Source organism: bacterium (assembly GCA_021371935.1).
Lineage (GTDB): Bacteria > Armatimonadota > UBA5829 > UBA5829 > UBA5829 > UBA5829.
Map to the genome: position 1 here is coordinate 276,096 of JAJFVF010000013.1, position 22,017 is coordinate 298,112.

20 protein-coding genes are annotated in these 22,017 nt (G+C 52.1%); 8 read left to right on the forward strand and 12 right to left on the reverse strand.

Annotated elements, in window-relative coordinates; translation table 11 throughout:
* Window positions 1–25 precede the first annotated feature (25 nt).
* Both LLG46_11360 and LLG46_11365 read right to left on the reverse strand, forming a co-directional pair.
* A complete protein-coding gene (locus LLG46_11360) occupies window positions 26–625 on the reverse strand; it encodes a TIGR00730 family Rossman fold protein (protein ID MCE5323897.1) in 600 nt (199 codons plus the stop codon).
* Window positions 626–800: 175 nt separating this feature from the next.
* Window positions 801–4,439, reverse strand: coding sequence for a S8 family serine peptidase (locus LLG46_11365; protein ID MCE5323898.1), 3,639 nt, complete (start codon window positions 4,437–4,439; stop codon window positions 801–803).
* A 182-nt stretch (window positions 4,440–4,621) separates the two neighbouring features.
* Here LLG46_11365 and LLG46_11370 point away from each other — a divergent pair, with 182 nt between their 5' ends.
* The 7 genes from LLG46_11370 to LLG46_11400 all read left to right on the forward strand — a co-directional run bounded on the left by LLG46_11370 (window position 4,622) and on the right by LLG46_11400 (window position 13,618).
* Complete coding sequence (locus LLG46_11370; protein MCE5323899.1) at window positions 4,622–5,500, forward strand: HDOD domain-containing protein; 879 nt, start codon at window positions 4,622–4,624, stop codon at window positions 5,498–5,500.
* Between the two features lie 291 nt (window positions 5,501–5,791).
* Entirely contained in the window at window positions 5,792–6,952 is a 1,161-nt protein-coding gene (locus LLG46_11375; protein ID MCE5323900.1) for a phosphodiester glycosidase family protein, read from the forward strand.
* Window positions 6,953–7,143: 191 nt separating this feature from the next.
* The gene (locus tag LLG46_11380) at window positions 7,144–7,761 is read left to right on the forward strand and encodes a redox-sensing transcriptional repressor Rex (GenBank protein ID MCE5323901.1); all 618 of its coding nucleotides are present in this window, start codon (window positions 7,144–7,146) and stop codon (window positions 7,759–7,761) included.
* 64 nt (window positions 7,762–7,825) lie between these two features.
* Window positions 7,826–8,338, forward strand: a complete 513-nt coding sequence (nuoE, locus tag LLG46_11385; GenBank protein ID MCE5323902.1) for an NADH-quinone oxidoreductase subunit NuoE — start codon at window positions 7,826–7,828, stop codon at window positions 8,336–8,338.
* 41 nt (window positions 8,339–8,379) lie between these two features.
* Window positions 8,380–10,227: an NADH-quinone oxidoreductase subunit NuoF gene (locus tag LLG46_11390; GenBank protein MCE5323903.1), complete on the forward strand. Its 1,848-nt coding sequence runs from the start codon at window positions 8,380–8,382 to the stop codon at window positions 10,225–10,227.
* Between the two features lie 89 nt (window positions 10,228–10,316).
* Window positions 10,317–12,341 (forward strand): [FeFe] hydrogenase, group A, encoded by a 2,025-nt coding sequence (locus tag LLG46_11395; protein ID MCE5323904.1) that lies wholly within the window; start codon window positions 10,317–10,319, stop codon window positions 12,339–12,341.
* A 257-nt stretch (window positions 12,342–12,598) separates the two neighbouring features.
* Complete coding sequence (locus tag LLG46_11400) at window positions 12,599–13,618, forward strand: hydroxyacid dehydrogenase (GenBank protein ID MCE5323905.1); 1,020 nt, start codon at window positions 12,599–12,601, stop codon at window positions 13,616–13,618.
* Here LLG46_11400 and LLG46_11405 read toward each other — a convergent pair.
* The 8 genes from LLG46_11405 to rpmE all read right to left on the reverse strand — a co-directional run bounded on the left by LLG46_11405 (window position 13,615) and on the right by rpmE (window position 19,141).
* Window positions 13,615–13,980, reverse strand: coding sequence for a DUF86 domain-containing protein (locus tag LLG46_11405; GenBank protein ID MCE5323906.1), 366 nt, complete (start codon window positions 13,978–13,980; stop codon window positions 13,615–13,617). The genes LLG46_11400 and LLG46_11405 overlap by 4 nt on opposite strands.
* The gene (locus LLG46_11410) at window positions 13,977–14,267 is read right to left on the reverse strand and encodes a nucleotidyltransferase family protein (protein ID MCE5323907.1); all 291 of its coding nucleotides are present in this window, start codon (window positions 14,265–14,267) and stop codon (window positions 13,977–13,979) included. The genes LLG46_11405 and LLG46_11410 overlap by 4 nt, the downstream gene beginning before the upstream one ends.
* 59 nt (window positions 14,268–14,326) lie before the next feature.
* Entirely contained in the window at window positions 14,327–14,575 is a 249-nt protein-coding gene (locus LLG46_11415; GenBank protein MCE5323908.1) for a hypothetical protein, read from the reverse strand.
* Window positions 14,576–14,633: 58 nt separating this feature from the next.
* On the reverse strand, window positions 14,634–15,770 hold the full coding sequence (locus LLG46_11420) for a threonylcarbamoyl-AMP synthase (protein ID MCE5323909.1): 1,137 nt from the start codon (window positions 15,768–15,770) through the stop codon (window positions 14,634–14,636).
* Window positions 15,767–16,699 (reverse strand): peptide chain release factor N(5)-glutamine methyltransferase, encoded by a 933-nt coding sequence (gene prmC, locus LLG46_11425; protein ID MCE5323910.1) that lies wholly within the window; start codon window positions 16,697–16,699, stop codon window positions 15,767–15,769. The genes LLG46_11420 and prmC overlap by 4 nt, the downstream gene beginning before the upstream one ends.
* Before the next feature lie 21 nt (window positions 16,700–16,720).
* Window positions 16,721–17,788 carry a peptide chain release factor 1 gene (gene prfA, locus LLG46_11430; protein ID MCE5323911.1) on the reverse strand — a complete coding sequence of 356 codons (1,068 nt, stop codon included), beginning with the start codon at window positions 17,786–17,788 and terminating at the stop codon, window positions 16,721–16,723.
* The gene (locus LLG46_11435) at window positions 17,769–18,824 is read right to left on the reverse strand and encodes a DUF1385 domain-containing protein (protein ID MCE5323912.1); all 1,056 of its coding nucleotides are present in this window, start codon (window positions 18,822–18,824) and stop codon (window positions 17,769–17,771) included. The genes prfA and LLG46_11435 overlap by 20 nt, the downstream gene beginning before the upstream one ends.
* A gap of 98 nt (window positions 18,825–18,922) precedes the next feature.
* On the reverse strand, window positions 18,923–19,141 hold the full coding sequence (gene rpmE, locus LLG46_11440) for a 50S ribosomal protein L31 (GenBank protein MCE5323913.1): 219 nt from the start codon (window positions 19,139–19,141) through the stop codon (window positions 18,923–18,925).
* A gap of 415 nt (window positions 19,142–19,556) precedes the next feature.
* Here rpmE and LLG46_11445 point away from each other — a divergent pair, with 415 nt between their 5' ends.
* Entirely contained in the window at window positions 19,557–20,561 is a 1,005-nt protein-coding gene (locus LLG46_11445; protein MCE5323914.1) for a formylglycine-generating enzyme family protein, read from the forward strand.
* Window positions 20,562–20,677: 116 nt separating this feature from the next.
* Here the strand turns inward: LLG46_11445 and LLG46_11450 are convergent, their stop codons facing one another.
* Together LLG46_11450 and hisB are read right to left on the reverse strand one after the other, a co-directional pair.
* Entirely contained in the window at window positions 20,678–21,361 is a 684-nt protein-coding gene (locus LLG46_11450) for a helix-hairpin-helix domain-containing protein (protein MCE5323915.1), read from the reverse strand.
* Between the two features lie 49 nt (window positions 21,362–21,410).
* On the reverse strand, window positions 21,411–22,001 hold the full coding sequence (gene hisB, locus LLG46_11455; protein MCE5323916.1) for an imidazoleglycerol-phosphate dehydratase HisB: 591 nt from the start codon (window positions 21,999–22,001) through the stop codon (window positions 21,411–21,413).
* Window positions 22,002–22,017: the final 16 nt, after the last annotated feature.

The window sequence follows — 22,017 nt, forward strand, 5'->3', positions numbered from 1 at the left end:
GTTGGATTCACTGGTCTATTACAAATCACCACTTCGTCCCCAAAGCCATCGGCTCATAGCTATCGATATGAGCCATAGCATCGGTGACATCGGGAGAAAAGTGATATAGCTCGCGATAGTGCGGCTTGGCGAAGTGATGGTCGAAGATGTGCTCGAACATAGCGTTCAGGCCGTCATAGAAGCCGTTCGTGTTGAGGAATATAGCAGGTTTGTTGAGAATCCTGAGCTGCTTGAGCGTAATAACCTCCAGCATCTCTTCAAGCGTGCCGAATCCACCCGGCAGGGCAATGAATGCATCAGCGCGTGCTTCCATAGCCGCCTTGCGCTCGCGCATGTCTTTTGTGACCACCAACTCGTCACAGCTTTCGTAGCATATGCCCGGCAGGCGCAGAAACTCAGGAATCACACCGACCACATGCCCGCCATGCGAATGCACAGACCTGGCGACGGCTCCCATCAGTCCTATCTCACCGCCTCCGAATATCAGGTCATAACCATCTTTCGCGATAGTAGTGCCAAGCTCCTCTGCGACCGAGAAGAACTCGGAGGACACGGAATTGCTGGATGCGCAGTAGACACAAACAGACTTCGATAATATTTTCTTGCATTTGCTCTGGTCAATCATAGACCTATTTTATGTTCACCAACAGCAAATTGCAAGAAAGGAAACAGTTCAGCGTTACGTAAGAAAAACATGGCTCGGCGGGAGCCTCGCCCTCCCGGTCACTATCCTCGTTGAGAAGGCAAAGCTCATGCGGAGTCGGATATCTATGAGCACTCACGAATAGAGGAACTTTTGGCTACTCAACTGACACAGCCTGAATCACGCGCTCGCCGTCTATCAATGCAAGCGTGCCATTAACGGTAACGGTATCACCAATGCTGACATCTGCTGCCGAGTCGACACGTATACCAACAGGCAATAGAGTGTCCTGAACATAGAAGAAGCCGTCAAATGCGCCTGAAACGACCGCCCCATTGAGCGTGATCTGAATACCAAGCGGCAGCGATTTGGTATAAATAACACGTTCTATGTCATTCAGGCTGACATAGAATGTTACATCCTGCGCAACCCCGGCTGAGACGCTCACCATCTGCGACTCCGGGTCGAATGCCCATGGGTCGAGTTCAGGAAGCAGAGTATGCGTCCCGATACTCACCTGGCCAAAGTCGAACGCGCCGTCATTGGATGTAGTGACGAACAAATCATCGGGATTCAGACCGATCACGGCATCCTTAAGCCCATTTCCCACTATCTCAGCCTCATATTTGTCTATCTTGAAGCCGTAATATTCATTACCGGAATCGCTCGTGAGCATCACCCTCGCCACATGACCGTCGATCCATGGAGTCCAGAGGTCAGTGTAATCATCCGTATATATCTCGATTATCTCATCGCTGCCGTTCATGATATAGACATAGTCCCATGCAGGCTCAGTGGTCAGTTGGGCAAAATGCAGCCGCATGCGAGTCGCAGACTCGTCTGCATCTATCTGCCATGTGTTCTCATAATTCGGGTCATATGGATGGGCAGATTCCACATTGATCGACTGAAACTGAGGACTCACGATTTGGACCCGACCGCTGATCGAACCAGGCGGCAGTGCAGTGAAGTTTACACCTGTTGCCGTGCCGTCTGCCGGAATGTTTGAAATTTTTGAACTCGGATCAAATGTCCATTTGTCCTTTGACGGCGTGACCGTATATGTCCCGGCTGGGATTCCATTCAGTGTATATGAACCGCCCGAAAGCGTAGTCGCCGTGTATCCCCCCGGTCGGAGTGTGATAGTCGCACCCTCCAGGCCGCCCTGCTCCACCAGGTCTGTCTCGTAACCATCTATATAAAAGCCATAGCCTGTGTTGCCGGTCTCATTTGTCAGAATTCTTATCTTGATGACGTTTCCATCGACCCACGAACTCCAGAGGTCTTCGGCCTTACCGGTATAGATATTGGATATGTTGTCATTACCGTCGAGCACATATATCTCATCCCCGTCAGTGAGAAGGTCTATCTCGGCGAAGTGCACCCGAACACTCGATACGCCGTCATTGGCGGTGATCGTGTATGTGCGGTCATAGTTGTTGAGATATGGATGTGGCGACTCGACGATATGGCTTATCACGCCGCCGATGGCACTCGTCACGGTGCCCGATATGCCGCCCGGCTGGCCCTGTCCCACAAAATTCACGTTTTCGACAGGCTGGTCCGTAACGTTCACAACCCTGCCCCTCGGCGTGAAAGTCCAACCCTGCATACCGACCTGGACAGAATATGTCCCCGGCTCCACACGACTCAGATATTTGCCGTTCTGGTTGGTGACAACCCGCTTTGTGCCTGTGCTGGACATGATAGAAACAGTCGAACCCTGCACAACCGCACCGGTGGCGGATGTAACCGATCCGGAAATATAAGTGCTCGGCATCCCGCCGGATACGACCAGGGCATAGTCCTGCGGACCCATGGGCACGTTATAGCCTTTCACACGGACCGTATATGTCCCGGTCTCCGGCGAATCCAATATAATTTGCTCAACATTGTTCAATCGGTCGATATCCTGATAGACGGTGTCGTTTGGTGACGTAATGATAAGATCAAGATCGTTTACCAGCTCGATGGCTGCATGCACCGCACCGGGATAGTCCGTCCACACGAGAGTGAACTTCAGCGGCACTGAGTTGTCCACCACATTGTATTGATAATCACGATAGCCGTTTGTTGAAAGGCCGGACGACTCATCTGCAAATTCTGTAACAGTGGGCAGATCTGCATTCAGCGATCTTTCGATATTCACACGTCCCCAGCCCTGCACATAATCCGGCAGGCCGTTGACTTCCTGATACTGCGTAGAGCCGTATTGACCGGGTGTGATATCGACCGCTCCGTTTATCAGAGTCGCCTTTACCAGTGCAGCGCTGGGTGTCGTGCCCGCCACCTGCTGATAATACTGCCGTATCAGCGCCGCTAAGCCGGTTACATGAGGCGCAGACATGCTCGTTCCGCCGTTATATGTATAGTTTGAATTGTATGCGCCCCACCCCGTCGATGCGCTCGAAATATGAGACCGGCAGGATATGATATTCGTGCCGGGCGCGCAGACATCCGGTTTGATACGGCCATCGTCTGTGGGACCTCTCCCGCTGAACGCGGCCATACCGTCTATATTATTGCTCATCAGATCATATTTGATTGGTGAGACCGGGTAACTGGAACTCCATGCGACGCCGTATCCCATCTGGTAACCGCCGGTCGTCCGGTAGTTCTCGGTCGCGCCGACCGAGATGCAGTTTTTTGCAGTGGACGGAGCGTACAGGCTGTCTAGATCGACCACACCGTCTTTGTCCAGGTCCTCACCCTCATTGCCCACGGCGAACACGACAGTGAAGTCCTTATGATCCCATACGAACTGGTCCACCTCATTGGAATATGTCGTGTACTGGCCGTCAACAGCGCTGCCCCAACTGTTATTGTGCACACGTGCACCATCGTCATATGCAGGCTGAAACAGGTCGGCAAGATCGAGCGGAGGAAAAACATATGAGCCGTCGTCACCTATGGATTGAAACACCATGTCGGCCTCTGGAGCCATTCCGGCAAAGGAACTGTCATAATCGTGCGAAGCCGGATCACTTCCGGAGAGCGCACCGCTGCCGAGGATGCTGCCCGCAACATGCGTGCCGTGACCGGTAAGATCAGACCAGTCATCCGTTCTGCGCAGCGCATAGGTCTTGGTGATGCGTCCGGCAAAGTCTGATGAGATGGTGCTCAAGCTGCCGGTGTCGAGTCCTGTATCCGCCACACCTATAATCTCACCGGAGCCGTATAGGCCAAGGTCCGAGCGCACTTCGGGTACACCCGATATCTCACAGGCAATATTGTTGCACAGTGTCGGCTGCACATATGGCTCGATCCATGAAACTGCGCCGGTTTCCGCAAGCTCGGATAGCTGTGAACCGGTGGCCAGGACACGGCACATCCGGTCGGAAGTATCAATTTTGTTGACCCCAGCCTTCGAAATGGCATAATCGCATTTTGCCCCCGGAAACAGCATCACTACGAACTGCCCCTTGCCGTCCGTATATGACAGATCCTCGCTCGACTTATACTCGGGCTTGAACGCTCCTACCCACTTCACAGACTCCAGGCTCTTGATCGAACCGAGTTTGGTGCGGTCGATGCGGATCAGATACGCAAAATCGGGGAGATATTCCAATATTTGAGCGTCGTTATCGATGAGCGACTGCCTGTATGTGTCCTGAATCGGGCCATCAAAGAGCACGATGAAATAACCCATACCCTCAATCTGTTCCTCAGGCTCGGCAGCAAGAATTTTTGGCATATCGGTGTCGATTGTTCCACTCTTGAGATATATGCCGCCCGCAGTTGCCGATACGGCGCAGGTTGTGATCAGAAGAATGATATATACGAGTTTCGATTGCAAATGTGTCGACCCCCTTGCCGATTTGGGAGCCGAGGACAATGTCATGCGCAAGCACATCCGTCATTACCCAAACCCGTCCGCAACAAAACGTAAGGCTGCAATACCCCGTAATAATCCGGTTTAAGAATATGGCCGGTTCGCGGAAAATAATATATGCTGGCAATCAACACACGGAGGCAGACTTGTTCCACAGATCATCCGACCGAATAGACTTACCGAGCATTCCCGCCGCCCTCAAGCGAATAATAGACATAACAAGAACCGATGATGTGGATGCAGACAGCCTGGCGCGTGTCGTGATGACCGACCAGTCGCTGGCATGCCGAGTGCTGCGGCTGGCCAACTCAGCATACTTCTGCCGCAGGGAAAAAGCCGAGACCATCACCGATGCGATCCTGACGCTCGGTTTTGGGTATGTGCGCAACCTGGCGGCATCGGCATCCGTGCTCGACATATTATTTCCCAGCCATGTGTTCCCAGGGTTCAATTGGCAGAATTTCTGGCGTCACTCGGTCACGACTGCAATTGCATCGGAGTCATTTTATTCGTTCGCCACGGGATGCAAGAGAAAATCAGAAGAATCGGCGTTTGTCGCGGGTCTTATGCACGACATCGGCAAACTGGTCATAGCACGTGCGCTGCCGTTCAGGTTCAGAGAGGTTGTCGAGAACTGTAGAGAGCGTAGAATCGAGATGCTTGAAGCCGAGACCGAGACACTTCGCACCAATCATGTGTATATCGGAAAGCAGTTGGCCGCATCATGGCGTCTGCCCGAAAAACTTATCGCCGGGATCGCCTATCACCATCGTGATGACTCATCGGACTACCCCGAACTGACCGCAGCCGTGCACGCAGCAAACATGCTGGCAAAACGTATTGAAGACAGCTATTTGATCGGTGTGCACCCCAACATAAGCCTGACCGAGATTGGCAAGGTCGCTGGTCTCGATGCGCAATCCGTCAACTTCGTGATCGATGAAGTGCGTATAGGGCTCAAGCGCTGCGGTGAGATACTTTCATGGGGCAAAGACCTCCCATACGATATGCCTCGCGCTGCATGAACACATTTTCCACCATGCTCAAATTTCACCAATTTTTCGTTTGACTAAGCTGACGCACCATAACATAATATTACTGGCAATGGGTAATATCCCTATATATGCCCCAGCCGTAATAGCCGTATTCGGAAATCCTTATCTATCGGACATCGAAAATTGCGGCTCGGCGGGAGCCTCGCCCTCCCAGCGCATTCGTCAGGGTTTGCACCTGGAGTATTTTTCGTTCTCAAGGGACAGCAGACACTGGCCTATTATTAGCATTTCGTATTTTCGTGATTAGTCTGGAAAGTCCATATGCTTCGATCCATATCTCTGACAATTGGAATTTTGATATTGACGTCACTGTGCATATTTGCATATGCAGGCGAAATACACAAGGCAGCCGCCAGTGGTGATCTTGCACGTGTGCAGGAACTGGTAAACGACGACCCCACACTTGTCAACTCACAGGACGTATCCGGCGCAACCCCGCTGCACTGGGCGGTCGACCGCAATCAGCGCGCAATGGTGGACCTGCTTATCGCTCTGGGCGCAAACATCAACGCAAAGAAGAAAAACGGCGTCACCCCAACGCATATCGCAGCGGGTGAGGGCCGCAATGAAATTCTCGAAATCCTGCTCACCCGAAGCGCCGATGTCAATGCAAAGGATAACTATGGCCGCACGCCGATCTCTATCGCTCGATATCGGCAGAAAGCGGAGGCCGTAAAGATTCTGGCTGCTCATGGAGTGTCTGGCTCTACAATTGTAAGGGGTATTGAGACGTCGCACAAGTCTGTGAGCTATTCAAGAGCGTATGTGCGCGGGCATGCAGTCAATGTCATCTATATCAATATGGACGACCCGTCTGTGCGCATAGGCGCGGCGATAGCAAAAAACGGCATAGGCAGAAGCGAGTCGTTCGGGTCGTTCATGAAGCGCCTAAAACCCACAGCCGCCATCAACGGCACTTTCTTCTGCAACCGCAGTCTCAAACCCATCGGCGATATCGTGATAGGCGGCAATATGGCGCATTTCGGCGGGATGGGTACCGGCCTTTGCATAACATCAGACAACAGAGTGTCGTTTGTCTCCACAACACGCAATCACCATATGGATTGGAGCAAATACGAGACCGTCATAGCATGCGGACCGCGTCTGCTCACAGACGGATCCATTACTCTCGACCCCTATGGCGAGGGTTTCAGAGATTCGCATGTGCTCGGAAGCGCACGCAGGACCGCGGTCGGCCTCACGGGCAAAAACAGGCTCATATTCGTGAGTACATCCTCTGCTTGTTCGCTTTATACACTTGCCTCCATTATGAGCAACCTCGGCTGCACGGATGCGCTCAACTTCGACGGCGGATCATCATCAGCCATGCACTATCGCGGCAAGAACATATCCTCTCCCGGCAGGTCACTTACAAACGTGTTGTATGTATATGAGCACGGTCGGAACACAGCATCGAGATAACCTTAATCCAATCAATCGCAACAATGTTACTTCGCTAACGATTAAATGTGAACACCGGCTTAAGCAATATTGTTATTTTCATTAAATGAGCAATCAGCCGGATATATCTATTGACGAGCAGCGTCAGGAATGGTAGGATATAATCGTTAGCAGAGTAACAATTCCGACGACGTGAAAGATTGGAGGCAACGGTGCCAAAAGCAGTCATTCTGAGATTCGAAAGCTATCTGACTTACCTGGGACAACTTAAGAGCGAAGGCAAAAAGACGGCAACGAGCGAAGAACTGGCAAGACTGTTTGGAATATCCAGTTCAAGAGTCAGGCAAGACCTTGTAGCGCTTGGAGTGGTCGGCAGACCGAGGTCCGGCTATGATATCGAAATATTGGAGCGCACCATTATCGCAGCTCTGGATGTCGATAACGTTAAGAAAATCGCGCTTGTCGGCTTTGGCAACCTGGGCAGGGCGCTGGCAGGCAGTGAGGTCTGGAAACAGGGCGGTTTCGAGCTTAAAGCGATATTCGATGTAAATCCCGAAGTCATCGGAACGGAAGCACACGGTGTAAAGGTTCGCAATATCACGGAGATGTTCGGCGTGATAAAGAGCGAACAAATTGAAGCGGCATGCATTACAGTACCGGCTTCGGCTGCACAGGGCGCTGCAAATCTGCTGGTGACGGCAGGCGTAAGGGGCATATGGAACTTCTCACCTATTGAGATAGACGTGCCATCGGAAGTGATTGTAGAGAATATGCGCCTTGAACAAGGACTTATGACTCTATCATTTCGTATGAGAACGATGAAAAAATAGATAGTGGAAACCTGTTTCCACTATCTTCATTCCACTTTCAGCTATTTTTAACGGGGGTAGTAAAGTGGCACAAGCAGTCACAAAAGAGAAACCGAAAAGCGCTGACAGAAGTTTTCAGCGCGTGCTCGATATCATCGAGGAATGCGGCACAAAAGAGTCCTCGCTGATACCGATCCTTCAAAAGGTACAGGAAGAATATAGATATCTGCCTGAAGAGATTCTGGCTTTTATCGCAACAGCGCTGGATGTGCCGCCGGCGACGGTCTTCGGTGTGGCAACTTTTTATGCGCAGTTCTCGCTGGAGCCGAAGGGTAAATATCTGATCAGAGTATGCGATGGAACGGCCTGTCATGTCCGTGGAAACAAGACCATCATAGACGCCATACGCAACAAAATCGGGCTTAAGGACGGCCAGAGAACTACCAAAGACATGCGCTATACGCTCGAAAAGGTGAGCTGCCTGGGCGCATGTGGGTTGGCGCCTGCGGTGGTCATCAACGACAAGATTTACGGCCACATGACCCCCGAGAAGGTCGTCGCGGCAATCGACGAACTGGAGAAGGAGGCAGGTAAGTGAGTGCAATAGGAACCATCAGTTCACCACAAGACCTTTCCAAGATCAAAGCCGATGTGCAGGCCGCAATCGCCGCCGAAAAGATCAGGCTGAGCCTGTGCTGCGGCAACGGATGCGTCGCCAGCGGGGCACGAGAAGTTTTTGAAGCCTTGAGCGTCGAACTCGAGCGCAGAAATGTCCCGTTGAAAGTCGATCTGCTCGATGAAAAAGAAAACGGCATTCATCTGTCGGCCAGCGGCTGCAAGGGACTCTGTCAGCACGGTCCGATCCTCAAGATCGCACCATATGACTATCTCTACATGAGAGTCAAACCGGAAGATGCGGCAGAAATTGTCGAGGAAACCGTCCTCAACGGTCGAGCGATCGACAGACTGCTGCTCAAGGACGACGCAACCGGCAAGAGCTATAAGACTCGGGAAGATATCCCGTTTTATAAACACCAGACAAACATTTTGCTCTCTGACTGCGGCACAATTGACCCCCGCGACATCCGCGAATACATCGCTCGCGACGGATATAAGGCCGCCAGCGAAGTCATCTTCTCGATGTCGCCCGAAGATGTGTGCCGCGAAATCACCGAATCGGGTCTGAGAGGACGCGGAGGCGGCGGATTCCCCACCGGACGCAAGTGGACGCTTACCGCCGCTGTACAGTCGGAAAAGAAATACGTGGTCTGTAATGGTGACGAGGGCGATCCCGGCGCGTTTATGGACGGAGCCGTGATGGAGGGCAACCCGCATGCGATCCTCGAAGGAATGCTGATAGCCGGTTATGCTATAGGCGCCGATGAGGGTTATATCTACGTTCGTGCTGAATATCCTCTGGCGATCAGGAGCCTGAGACGTGCCATAGAGCAGGCCACTGAAGCCGGAATCCTAGGCAAGAACGTAATGGGCAGTCCGTTCTCATTCGAGATTCATATCAAAGAAGGAGCCGGAGCTTTTGTCTGCGGCGAGGAGACCGCTCTTATCGCCTCGATAGAGGGTCAGAGAGGTATGCCGAGGCCAAAGCCGCCGTTCCCGGCGCAGTCGGGTCTTTGGGGCAAGCCGACGGTCATCAACAATGTCGAGACATATGCCAATGTCTCAAAGATAATCCTCCATGGCTCGGAATGGTTCAGGAGTTTCGGAGTCGAAAAGTCTCCGGGTACCAAGACATTCTCCATCACCGGCGAGGTCACCAACACCGGCCTGATCGAGGTTCCGCTCGGAACCACTATCCGCCAGGTTGTCTATGATATCGGCGGAGGAATCAGGACCGCGGGTCACGAGTTCAAGGCCGTGCAGATAGGCGGACCATCGGGCGGCTGTCTGACGAAGGAGCATCTCGATCTGCCGCTGGATTACGACAGTCTGCGTGCAGCAGGCGCAATGGTCGGCAGCGGCGGGCTTGTTATCCTCGACGAGGGTACGTGTATGGTTGAGGTCGCACGATATTTTATGACATTCACCCAGAGCGAGTCGTGCGGCAAGTGCGTACTCTGCCGTGAGGGGACGAAGCGTATGCTCGAAATCCTCGAAAAGATCGTGGCGGGCAACGGCACGCTGGAAGATATAGACCTGCTCGAAGAGCTTGCGCTCACGGTCAGAGACGGCTCACTATGCGGCCTGGGCAAGACAGCTCCGAACCCGGTCCTTTCGACCTTGAAATACTTCCGTAATGAATATATCGCGCATGTGGTGGACAAGGTCTGCCCTGCGGGTCAATGCCATGCGTTCAAGACATACTCGATTGCTGCCGAAAGGTGCAAGGGCTGTGGTCTTTGTGCAAAGAAGTGCCCGGTGGGTGCGATATCCGGCGAGATCAAGAGCCCGTTTGTGATCGACCCATCCAAATGCATCAAGTGCGGCGTATGCGCTGACGTATGTAAATTCGAGGCAGTAACTCTTTAGGTGTTGGGTGGCGGGTGTCAGGTGTCGGGGAAAGTCATACTCCAGCATCAGGCACCTGAAACCTGAAACCCAAAGTTGGAGAATAGACTATGGATAAAAATTATATAACAGTAGACGGAACCAGGGTCGAGCTGGCCGGTGAAAAGAACCTGCTGGAAGTGATCCGCAAGGCCGGCATCGACCTGCCGACATTCTGCTATCACTCGGAATTGTCGGTATACGGCGCGTGCAGGATGTGTATTTGTGAGATCGAGGGCAGAGGTCTCCAGCCTACCTGCTCCACCCCACCCGAGCCCGGCATGGTTGTTCGGACGAACACCGAAAAGACCATGCGCATCCGAAAAATGGCGCTTGAACTATTGCTTGCGAACCACCATGGCAACTGCCAGACGTGCGAAAAAAATACGAATTGCCGCCTGCAGTCTCTTGCCGAGAGGCTCGGCGTCAAAGACGTACGCTTTGCCAATGGGTCGCATACCGAACCTGTAGACCTATCCAATAAGTCGCTGGTCAGAGACCCGAACAAGTGTATTCTCTGCGGCGACTGCGTGCGTATGTGCAAGGAAATCCAGGGCATCGGCGTGCTTGACTTTGTCGGACGCGGCTCGTCAGTAAAGGTCAGCCCGGCATTCGGTAAAGGACTCAATGAGGTCGAGTGCGTATACTGCGGCCAGTGCTCGACAGTCTGCCCGACCGGCGCACTTACGGTCAAGAGTGAAGTCGACAAGGTCTGGAAGGCCATCTATGACCCCGATAAGCTCGTGGTTGTGCAGATAGCTCCTGCAGTACGGACTGCTGTCGGCGAGGCGTTCGGAGTTTTGGACGGTGAGCTTGCCATGGGCAAGACCGCCGCTGCTCTGCGCAAAGTCGGCTTTGCAAGAATATATGACACGTCATTTACGGCGGACCTCACAACAATCGAGGAGGGAACCGAGTTCCTGAAGAGACTCGAAACCGGCGAGAAACTGCCGCAGTTTACGAGCTGCTGCCCGGCATGGGTGAAGTATGTGGAACAGTTCTACCCCGAATTTGTAAACAACTTGTCGAGCTGCAAGAGCCCTCAGCAGATGTTCGGCTCGCTGGCAAAGAAATATTTGCCGCAGGACCTTGAGGTCAAGCCGGAGAACCTTATAGTCGTCTCCGTGATGCCGTGCACGGCTAAGAAGTTCGAGGCGGCGCGGCCTGAGTTCTCTCACGATGGCTTACCCGATGTTGACGTCGTTCTGACCACTCAGGAAATCGTCAAAATGATAAGCCAGGCGGGCATTGTCTTCAGCGAAATACCGCCTGAGTCTATGGACATGCCGTTCGGGTTCAAGACAGGCGCAGGTATCATATTCGGCGCCAGCGGCGGCGTGGCCGAAGCTGTGCTGCGGCTTGCCACCGCTCAGGAGGGTCAGCCTAATCGGAGTTACGAGTTCTACCAGGTGCGAGGGCTTGACGGCGTGAAAGAAGCCGAGGTCAGCGTAAATGGTGAAACGGTGCGGCTGGCGGTCGTCAACGGCCTGGCCAACACTCGTGATCTGCTCGAAAGGATCAAGAGCGGTGAGGCAAAATACGACATAGTGGAAGTGATGAGCTGCCGCGGCGGATGTATCGGAGGAGCGGGTCAGCCGCTGCCCAACGATATGGACGCTCGCGAGAGGCGCAAGAACGCGCTATATGACTGCGACCGCGTCCAGACGTTGCATAACGCAAAAGACAACCCGTTTGTCCAGGAAGCATACCGCAACTGGCTGAAAGAACCTAACAGCAGCGCGGCGCATCACCTGCTGCACACTCAGTATAAGCACCGCAAGCGGCTGACCGGCGAGGTCATAGACGTTCAGGAAGGCGGCGCGGCCGACAAAGTAAGCGTGAGTGTCTGCATAGGCACATGCTGCTACACGAACGGTTCATACGACACCATGCGCAAGCTCATGGACCTGGCTGAAAAGAAGGGTATCAGCGATAAGATAGACTTCAAGGCCAGCTTCTGTTTCGAGAACTGCGACAAGGGTCCGAATGTGGAAGTAAACGGCAAGGTGCACGGGCATGTGACGCCGGACACCGTCAAGGACTTCGTTGAAAAGATAATCATGCCCGCAATCGACGGCGCGGCTGTTAAGGTATAACGTATAACGATATCTCTTATCTATTGGGCCGGGGCATTATGCTCCGGCCTTTTTTGTGCCCGGAGAGAGTTCAGTTATCTGGGAGTTTTCGGTTCAGTATGAGCTTAGCTTTCCCAATAATGAGCTTGCCGGGAGGGCGAGGCTCCCGCCGAGCCATATTTGCTCCCGTAAAACTGAACTGTTTCTGTGCCCGACTTACCATAGCGAGGAAGGGATAATATCGCATATAATTGAATTTAACCCTGGAGGTGGATCAATTGCCTGATATCAAGATTGTGTTCTTTGAAGTTGAAGACTGGGTGCGTGAATATCTTGCAGACAGCTCTCTTGCGCCTCATCAAAGCAAGATGATAAACAAGGCGCTCGATGAGTCCAACGTGCAGGAGGCTGCGGACGCCGATGCCATATCCATATTCATTTACTCAAAGATCGACAAGGCGATTTTGGACAAGCTGCCCAATCTCAAACTCATTGCGACCAGATCCACCGGCTATGATCAGATCGACCTGGACGAATGCGACAGGCGAGGTATCACAGTCTGCAACGTCCCCAGATATGGCGAGAATACAGTCGCCGAACACGCTTTTGCATTGATCCTCGGCCTCACACGCAAAATGAAGGCGGCTGTTATGCGCGCAAATCAGTTGGACTTTCATATAGAGGGTTTACGGGGTTTTGATTTGTATGGCAAGACTCTGGGTGTCATTGGAGCCGGGGCAATTGGCCTGCACAGTATCAGGATCGGGCGAGGGTTCGGCATGAAAGTGCTGGCATATGACGCATTCCCTCAGCAGATTCTGGCCGAGGTGCTCGGCTTTGAATACACATCTTTTGACAATCTACTTGCCGAGAGCGATATCATCACACTCCACGTTCCCCTGTTAAAAGACACGTATCACCTCATAAACAAGGATAACATCAGCAAGATCAAGCGCGGCGCGATGCTTATAAACACGTCGCGTGGAGCCGTGGTCGAAACACAGGCTCTCGTGAAAGCGCTGGATGAGGGAATACTTGCCGGAGCCGGGTTGGATGTACTCGAGGGAGAAGAATCGATAAAGGAAGAGGCACAATTGCTCTCGGAAATGCTGCCCGTCGAAAAGCTGCGCGCAATTGTCCACAGCTATGCCTTGCTGCATCGGGATAATGTGATAATCACGCCGCACGTGGCGTTCTATTCAATCGAGGCAGAGCATAGGATCATCGACACCACGATTGATAATATAGAGAGCTTCTTAAGAGGCACGCCAATAAATGTGGTAAAGGCAAAGCGCTAGTTCTCACCTGCAATTTCGTTTTCCAACCTATCAAGCGGTGGAAGCAATTGAGAAATAGCTTTCTTGACGGATACAAAATCGTGTTCTACCACATCCCAAACACGAGCAAGGTTTATGCCCTCATAGTCGTGAATCAGTATGTCACGCAACCCAGCCATCTTCCGCCATGGAATTTCTGGGTGTTGGTCTCTGATATCCTGCGTAATATGCTTTACAGCCTCGCCGATAATCTCCATATTCCTCATGACAGCATCCTGCACTATTTCCTGCCCGAAAAAGCTGTCCCGGCCTTGAGCTGTATATTTTTCTATTTTCTCGATCGATTCAAGGATATGAACAAGGTAAACGCGATAATCTTTCATACCGGTTTTGCCTCCTTCAATATCCGTCTTCGAAGCAGCCAATATATACTGTCATCGGTCACCAGGTCCACTTTGCGACCAAGTAACTCCTGTAGATCTACAAGCAGTCCAGCTTGATCCAGCAGATTACGTCCATTCTCCATGCTTACAAGGAAATCGATATCACTCGATGAAGTATCATCTCCTCTGACTGCAGAACCAAATACTCTCACATTGAATGCACCATGAGAAGATGCTATCTTGAGTATGTCATCTCTTCGTTCTCTGACGATATCTATTGCACCCATACCATATCTCCCTACTCTAGTAGTATAGCAGGCAGCCAAGAATGATACAAAGCATTAATTTACCACAGAAAATGCTGCGCGAGCCACCACAAACAAAGGCTGATTAGCAGTGTAGGGAAGAGAAACCCAAGATCACGAAAGGCTCCTCGTCTGTCTTCTTTCTTCCCGAAAAACAGCAGGCACTCGGCGAGAATCAGCATGACCGACCCGACTGCGACCAGCAGCGGCGCAAGAGGGACCAGTGACGGCAGGATATGGGCATTTCCCATCGCGATAAGCGCAATCCCACCTATCACTAAAACAAGCATGACACCTATTATAAGAACGTATGAGACTATCATAATGTTGACGGTTGGCAGTTGACTGTTATCTGTTGCCAGTTACCTTTTCTATCAGATTTGTTGTCGAATGTCCATGAGAATCTGTGTCCGAATAAGGGATAACATGCACCACTCCTCCTATTTTGCGCATGACCTCGGCCTCAGGCAGATCCTCTGGTCTATAGTCACCGCCCTTGACGTGGATATCGGGCATGATGGCCATAATCAGCTCTATGGGAGTGTCCTCATCAAATATGGTCACGTAATCCACGCATTCGAGCGCAGCAAGCACCTCTGCCCTTTCAGACTGCGCCACCACCGGCCTGCCTTCACCTTTGAGTCTGCGCACACTCCGATCTGAGTTTACTCCGACAACAAGGATGTCACCGAGCGCCCTGGCATCCTGCAAATATCTGACATGGCCGATGTGCAATATATCGAAGCAGCCGTTTGTGAAGACGACCTTCTTGCCCTCACTCTTCGCCTGCCCGACTATCTTTTTCAACTCTGAGCGCGATTCCACCTTCCGCTCAGCAGCCCTGTGTATATTCTTTTCCATTATAACCTGCTCTATCTGCTCACGGTCAATAGTTCCGATACGTAGAATTTTAGGTGGATCGACACTTATATCAACGACCGTGGACGCCACGCCGATCTCGCATTCACCCGCATCCAACACTATCGAGACCTTGTCGCCAATTTGATTAACAGCCTGTTCGGCAGTCTTTGGAGGCTCCTTGCCGGTCAGATTGGCGCTTGTTGCGACTATCGGCGAGTCAAGTTCCCTCAGCAGTGCTAGAGCCACAGGATGATCGGGAACCCTCACACCGACACTATCCAGCCCCCCACTCACCAGGTCGGATACGGATTCATTTTTCTTTATCACTATCGTAAGCGGACCCGGCCAATATTTTTTCGCAAGACAAATAGCTTTCTGCGAGACATCAGAGGCAACCATACTCAGCTGCTCGACACCCGCAACCTGCACTGGAAGCGGATGCGATTCAGAGCGTCCCTTTGCCTGAAAAACCTTTCTTACAGCGTCCTCGTTGAGCGCATCGGCTGCAAGGCCGTAGACAGTCTCTGTCGGGAATATGACCAGTTCGCCGCGCCTTATTGCGTCCGCAGCCTCTTTTATTACCGCGATATCCGGATTTTTCGCATCAACATGTATGACTTTCATTTCTTCGCAATTACCACCCTGTCGACACCAGCAAGGTCTTTGAAAATAGCAGTCTTACGATATCCCGCAGATATCGCAATCCCCTTAACTGCCGACGCCTCACCCATACCTACTTCCACAGCAATAAAGCCATTTTCTCTCAAAAGACCAATTGCATCGGGAAATATGGACCGATACGCGTCCAAGCCGTCCACACCGCCGTCGAGAGCACTCCTCGGCTCATATACGGCTATTTCCGGCTCCAGCGTTTCAATATCGACACTGGGTATATACGGCGGGTTGGAGACAATCGCATCGAACTCAACGCCGAGACTTTTCAGCGGTTCCAGAAAATCGCCTTCGACCAAATGGACTCTCTCCGTCAATTGATGATTCTCTATATTGTGCCTAGCCACCTTCAGAGCATCCGGTGAAATCTCAGTGGCGTATATAATTGCATTTGGAATATTTGCAGCTATCGCGACGGATATAGCTCCACTGCCCGTGCCCACATCGGCGATTAATGGTTTGATGGTCTGTGATGGTTTGAGGCGCTTTATGCACTCCTCGACCAGCAGCTCAGTTTCCGGCCTCGGGATCAGCACTCCGGGAGAAACTTCAATATCCAGACCATAAAATTCTTTATTGCCGAGGATATAAGCAAGAGGATATCGTGAGGCGCGCTTTTCAAGTAGTCGATAGAAAGTTTGCTGCTCATAATCAGAGAGTTTGCGTTCGGGATGAGCAATTATATCCAGCTTGGCACAGCCCAAAACCTTTGTCATAAGAAGCTGCGCATCAAGAAGAGGAGTATCTATTCCTGCTTGTGCCAGATGCTCGGCAGAGTAATTTAGGATATTACGGATTGACGAAAGAGCGCCCTCACCCCAACCCTCTCCCCCGGGAGAGGGAGCGGCCCCGCTGTCTACTTTACGCTTCGTGCTCCCCACTATTCACTCTCAACTCTCCACTCAGCTAACGGACTGCAGCTTGTCGGCCTGGTCGACTGCAATCAGGCGGTCGATCATATCGTCTATCTCGCCATCCATGAATGCAGGCAAGTTATAGATCGTATAATCGATCCGGTGGTCGGTGATGCGGTTTTGAGGATAGTTATATGTGCGGCTCTTCTCGCTCCTGTCGCCGGAACGCACCATCAGCCGCCTCGCCGAATCTATTTCCTCACGCTGAGCCTGCTGTTCCATATCGAGCAGCTTGGCGCGCAATATCGACATGGCGCGCAGCCTGTTCTGAAGCTGTGAGCGCTCGTCCTGACACGTCACGACTATGCCCGTCGGCTTATGCGTAATGCGGATAGCCGTCTCGTTTTTCTGAACGTTCTGGCCGCCTGCGCCAGCGGAGCGATAGGTATCTATCTCAAGGTCATCGTCGTTGACCTGAACATCGATATCTTCCGCCTCGGGAAGGACACTCACGGTTGCGGCAGATGTATGTATGCGCCCGCTGGATTCGGTGGCTGGGACTCTCTGCACGCGGTGCACCCCCCCCTCGAACTTGAGCCTGCTGTAAGCGCCTTTGCCTTTTATTTCGAGCGTTGCCTGACGATATCCGCCGATGCCGGTGTCCTCAGCGCTCATCAGCTCTGCTTTCCAGCCCTGACGCTCAGCATAGCGTGTATACATTCTCAGCAGATCACCGGCAAATAAGGCCGCCTCTTCACCGCCTGTCCCCGCACGAATTTCGACTATTACGTCCTTGTCATCATTAGGGTCCTTCGGCAGGAGCATGAGGCGAAGTTCCTGTTCGATTGACTCGTTTTTCTCCTTAAGCTCATCAAGCTCTATCTGTGCAAGCTCATGAAGCTCGGGGTCGAGTTTTTCGTGAAGCATTTCTTCGGTGTTGGTAAGCTGATTTTGAATATGCTTATACTCGCGCCACTTGGCCACTATTTCGGCCAGATCCGCATGAGCTTTCGCCACCTGTTGATATTCCTTCAAATCCCGAACAATCTCGGGGTCCGCCAGGCGCTCCTCAAGAGCATTATATCTTTCTTCTACATCAGCTAGTTTCTCGAACAACTTCAGCTTCCTCTTCTTTGCGTGCAGCTTCTTTTTCGAACACGCTCTCCAGCGACTTTATCGCCACTTCAATCATATCCGGCTCCGGCTCACGAGTTGTGATTCCCTGCATAATCAGGCCGGGGAATATGAGTATTTTTGTAAAGAATGAATCCTTGTGATTGCCGGCAAACTTGACCCCGACCTCATACGCAATTCCAGCCACAAAAGGCAGCAGCGCAATATGGTATGCCCATCGTATGAATGTGCTGAATACACTGTGCTCGGTCAGGCTGCCATATGGAAGCTGGTCCGCGATGAGCGCATATACGATGATGTTTACGATCAGCACAACAAATATAAAGCTTGTCCCGCACCGCACATGGACCTTGCTGTATTGCTTTACGTTATCTACAGTAAGCTCCACGCCGGACTCGTATGCATTTATCGTCTTATGCTCGGCTCCGTGATATTGAAACACGCGCCGGATATCTTTCATAAACGAGATTGCAAAGACATATCCGATAAATATGACGATCTTCACCATGCCTTCAATGGCCGTTAGTTCCCAGCGGACATGGATATGCGAGTTCAACTGTCTTGTAAGCAGAATCGGTATGTATACAAAGATAGCGAGCCCAACAGCAAGCCCCAGAAACATCATAGCACTGAGTGCGATGTCGTTGATACTGCCGCCTTTTTTCTCGACTTCTTCCAGTTCGGCCTCGGCGCGCTCCAACGCTTTTTCCTGCTTGCCCGATTTATGTCCTGCCGCTGCATCCGCCTCGGCGGCGTCTTTCATAGCGATGTCGGCTGAAAACATCAGAGCTTTCATACCCAGGACCATGGAGTCTATCAGCGCAAGCGTGCCGCGAAGGAATGGTTTGTTGAGCCATTTGAGACGCCCGATAAAGCCTTCAACAACTTCCTTGCGCGTGACTATCTCGCCGTCGGCTTTTCGCACAGCGACGCCATAATCCTTCGGCCCACGCATCATCACGCCCTCAATAACAGCCTGGCCGCCGTAGTGGAAATCCTTTTTCTCATTATCTGCCAAAGCCGCACCTGCCTCCCGGACAAAAGCAAAGGAAGCGCCCAACGCCCGAATCACAGCCGTCAAGATCGCTTCCCATTACTGATTCAGTCTGTATAAAGCTACTGCTCTTCTGCCTTCTTGTTCATGCCGTACTTTGCGAGGAACTTCTCAACGCGGCCTTCAGTGTCCACGATCTTCTGTTTGCCGGTAAAGAATGGATGGCATGCGGAGCAAATTTCTACCCTGATCTCGTCCGCCGTCGATCTGGTCTCAAACGTATTTCCACAAGCGCATGTAACCTGCGTCTTTTGGTATTTCGGATGGATTCCCGCTTTCATTGTGTCACCTTTCGGATAATGCTTTCTCGTTCAAATCCTATTTTACAAGTGGATTATACCATAATCGCCGTCGCACTGACAAGAGCGGATAGATACTGTTTTGTTCAGTCTATTCGGTGCTCAGTTCTCGAATCTCAATGCCTTTGCAGACACCCATGGCGCACATCATGCGCGAGGGGTGATATCAAACACAAGCTGCTGGATGCAGGATCGCCATGCGCCGTTCCACAGATTTGTCTGGTAGAATTACCAGGTTTTCATTCGCATAACGCTCCTGTAGGTGAAATGCATGCAAACACCTGTTGACAAATTCACTAGGCGAGCGTACATAATATCTATGGGTATTTTTTGACTCACACCAAAGCGGAGCACTAGACGCCGCAAGGGACACAACACGACACATTGGAGGAGAGGAATGAAAAAGCTGTTTGCTGTAACAGCGGCGCTTGCGCTGCTGGGTCTGAGCATGGCCACTCAGGCCACCATCACCATTGACACAGTCACCGTCGGCGATCCGGGGAACACCGCCGACACAACAGGTTACGGCTCCGTCGCCTACACATACAACATCGGCAAGTATGAAGTCACCGCCGGACAGTACTGCGCGTTTCTAAACGCCGTTGCGACGACCGATACCTACGAGCTTTACAACACGAACATGGATACAGCGTTCAGCTCATGGGGCTGCGGCATCAAACGCACCGGAACAGCCGGGAACTACAGCTACAGCGTGGCATCCGACTGGGCCAACCGCCCGGTAAACTATGTGAGTTTCTGGGACTCCTGCCGTTTCGCTAATTGGCTTGGTAACGGCCAGAAGAGCGGTGCTCAGGACGCGACTACCACTGAGCGCGGCGCATATACCCTTGACGGCTACACTGGAATTGATGGCCGCACGATCCAGAGAAACGCGGGATGGCAATGGGCGGTCACAAGCGAGGATGAGTGGTATAAGGCTGCTTACTACAAGGGTGGCGGGACGAATGCCGGTTACTGGCTGTATCCTACCCAGAGCGACAGCGCTCCCTCCAATCAGCTCGTAAACCCGACCGACCCGGGCAATAACGCCACATACTACAATAACGGCTACACCATCGGCAGCCCTTACTATCGAACCGAGGTTGGCGCTCACGAGAACTCCGACAGCGCCTACGGCACATTCGACCAGGGCGGCAACGTTTGGGAATGGAACGAAGCGATTCCTTACATCAGTGGGAATTACGCTTCCCGCGGCATGCGTGGTGGTTCGTTCGTCTACAACGACAACTCCCTGCAGTCGTCGGACCGCAACCGCTACAACCCGAATTACGGGGACACCTACATCGGGTTCCGAGTCTCCCAAGTTCCTGAGCCATCATCGATTATCTCCTTGCTTGGTGGTTTGACAGGACTTATCGGGCTGAGACGGCGTAAGCCATAGCCCTTTATGCTTTCTGCCCGCCGTAGCGAAAGCACAGGCGGGCTTCTTAGTGTACGACACACACCCAATACAGTTACTGTTCATTTCCGCGATTATCCACTTCTGGAAATGCAAAATTAAAGCGCGACGAACGAGCGCATTTTCTCCCACTTCTTTGGACCTATGCCCTTAACATCCAGAAGCTGCTCTGGAGACTTGAAGCTGCCTATCTGTGTCCTGTAATCAAGAATCTTCTGAGCAGTCGCTGGACCGACTCCGGGCAGTCTCTGAAGCTCATCGCCTGTTGCCGAGTTGATGTGCACAACTCCCTCGCCGGGTCTTGAGAGCTTATCGCTGCCGGATGTATAGCTTGAGTTTTTGACCACGACTGCGCTAGCGGTCTTCTGCATGCCTATTGGTGAAGCTGAAGATTGACCGACAGCCGGAACTACTATCTTTGAAGCATCCTCAATCCTGGCTGCAAGATTGAGCGATTGAGTGTCAGCATTATCTTTCGCGCCGCCTGCTGCTTTTATGGCCTCGTATACGCGGCTGCCGTATGGAAGCGAATAGACTCCAGGCGCTTTCACACATCCCGCCACTTGAAAGATAACCTTGCGATTTGAGTTGTAGTTGGAGTAGGTCGAATCACTATCCTCCGCAACTACTTTCGCTGAACCACTATTGCCGGACTCCGTAATCACAACGTCGTCAGAACGGCTCGAAACTCCGCGAAAGTTGGATACAGACAGACCTATGGCAGCAATGCCTGCAATTGCGAGCAGAGTAATCTTCTGATTTTTCGTAAAGTCAAGCCCCAATTACATCACCACCCCACAACTCAGGCTTGAGGTATCAGAGTATGATCGGCTAGAGCGTTCCCTTGGTCGATGGTATACCGGTTACGCGGTCATCAGCCGAGATGGCCTCGCGCAGAGCACGAGCGAACGACTTGAATGCGGCCTCGACAATGTGATGTGCGTTCGAGCCGTCAAGCTGGCGAATGTGTGCGTTGATACCGGCGTTATTGACCAGAGCCTTGAAGAACTCAGGTGTCAGCTCGGAGTCGAATGCGCCAATCATCTCTTTCTTTATCGCAAGACCATATACAAGCCCGCAGCGCCCGCTCAGGTCCAGAGCAGTCATAACAAGAGCATCATCCATCGGCACGACGGACGAACCATAGCGTACAATGCCCGCTTTATCGCCGACTGCACGCGCAATGGCCTTGCCTATCGCTATGCCGACGTCCTCGACTGTGTGATGCGCATCCACATCCAGGTCACCCTTGCATTTTATGATCATGTCGCAGAGGCTGTGCTTGGCCAGATGCGTAAGCATATGATCGAAAAAGCCGATCCCGGTATCGATCGTGCTCTCACCAGTGCCGTCCAAGTTGACCGAGACGCTTATCTGTGTCTCTTTTGTTTTTCTTTCTATGTCAGCTTTTCTATCGCTCATAAAGAAGCCTCCAACA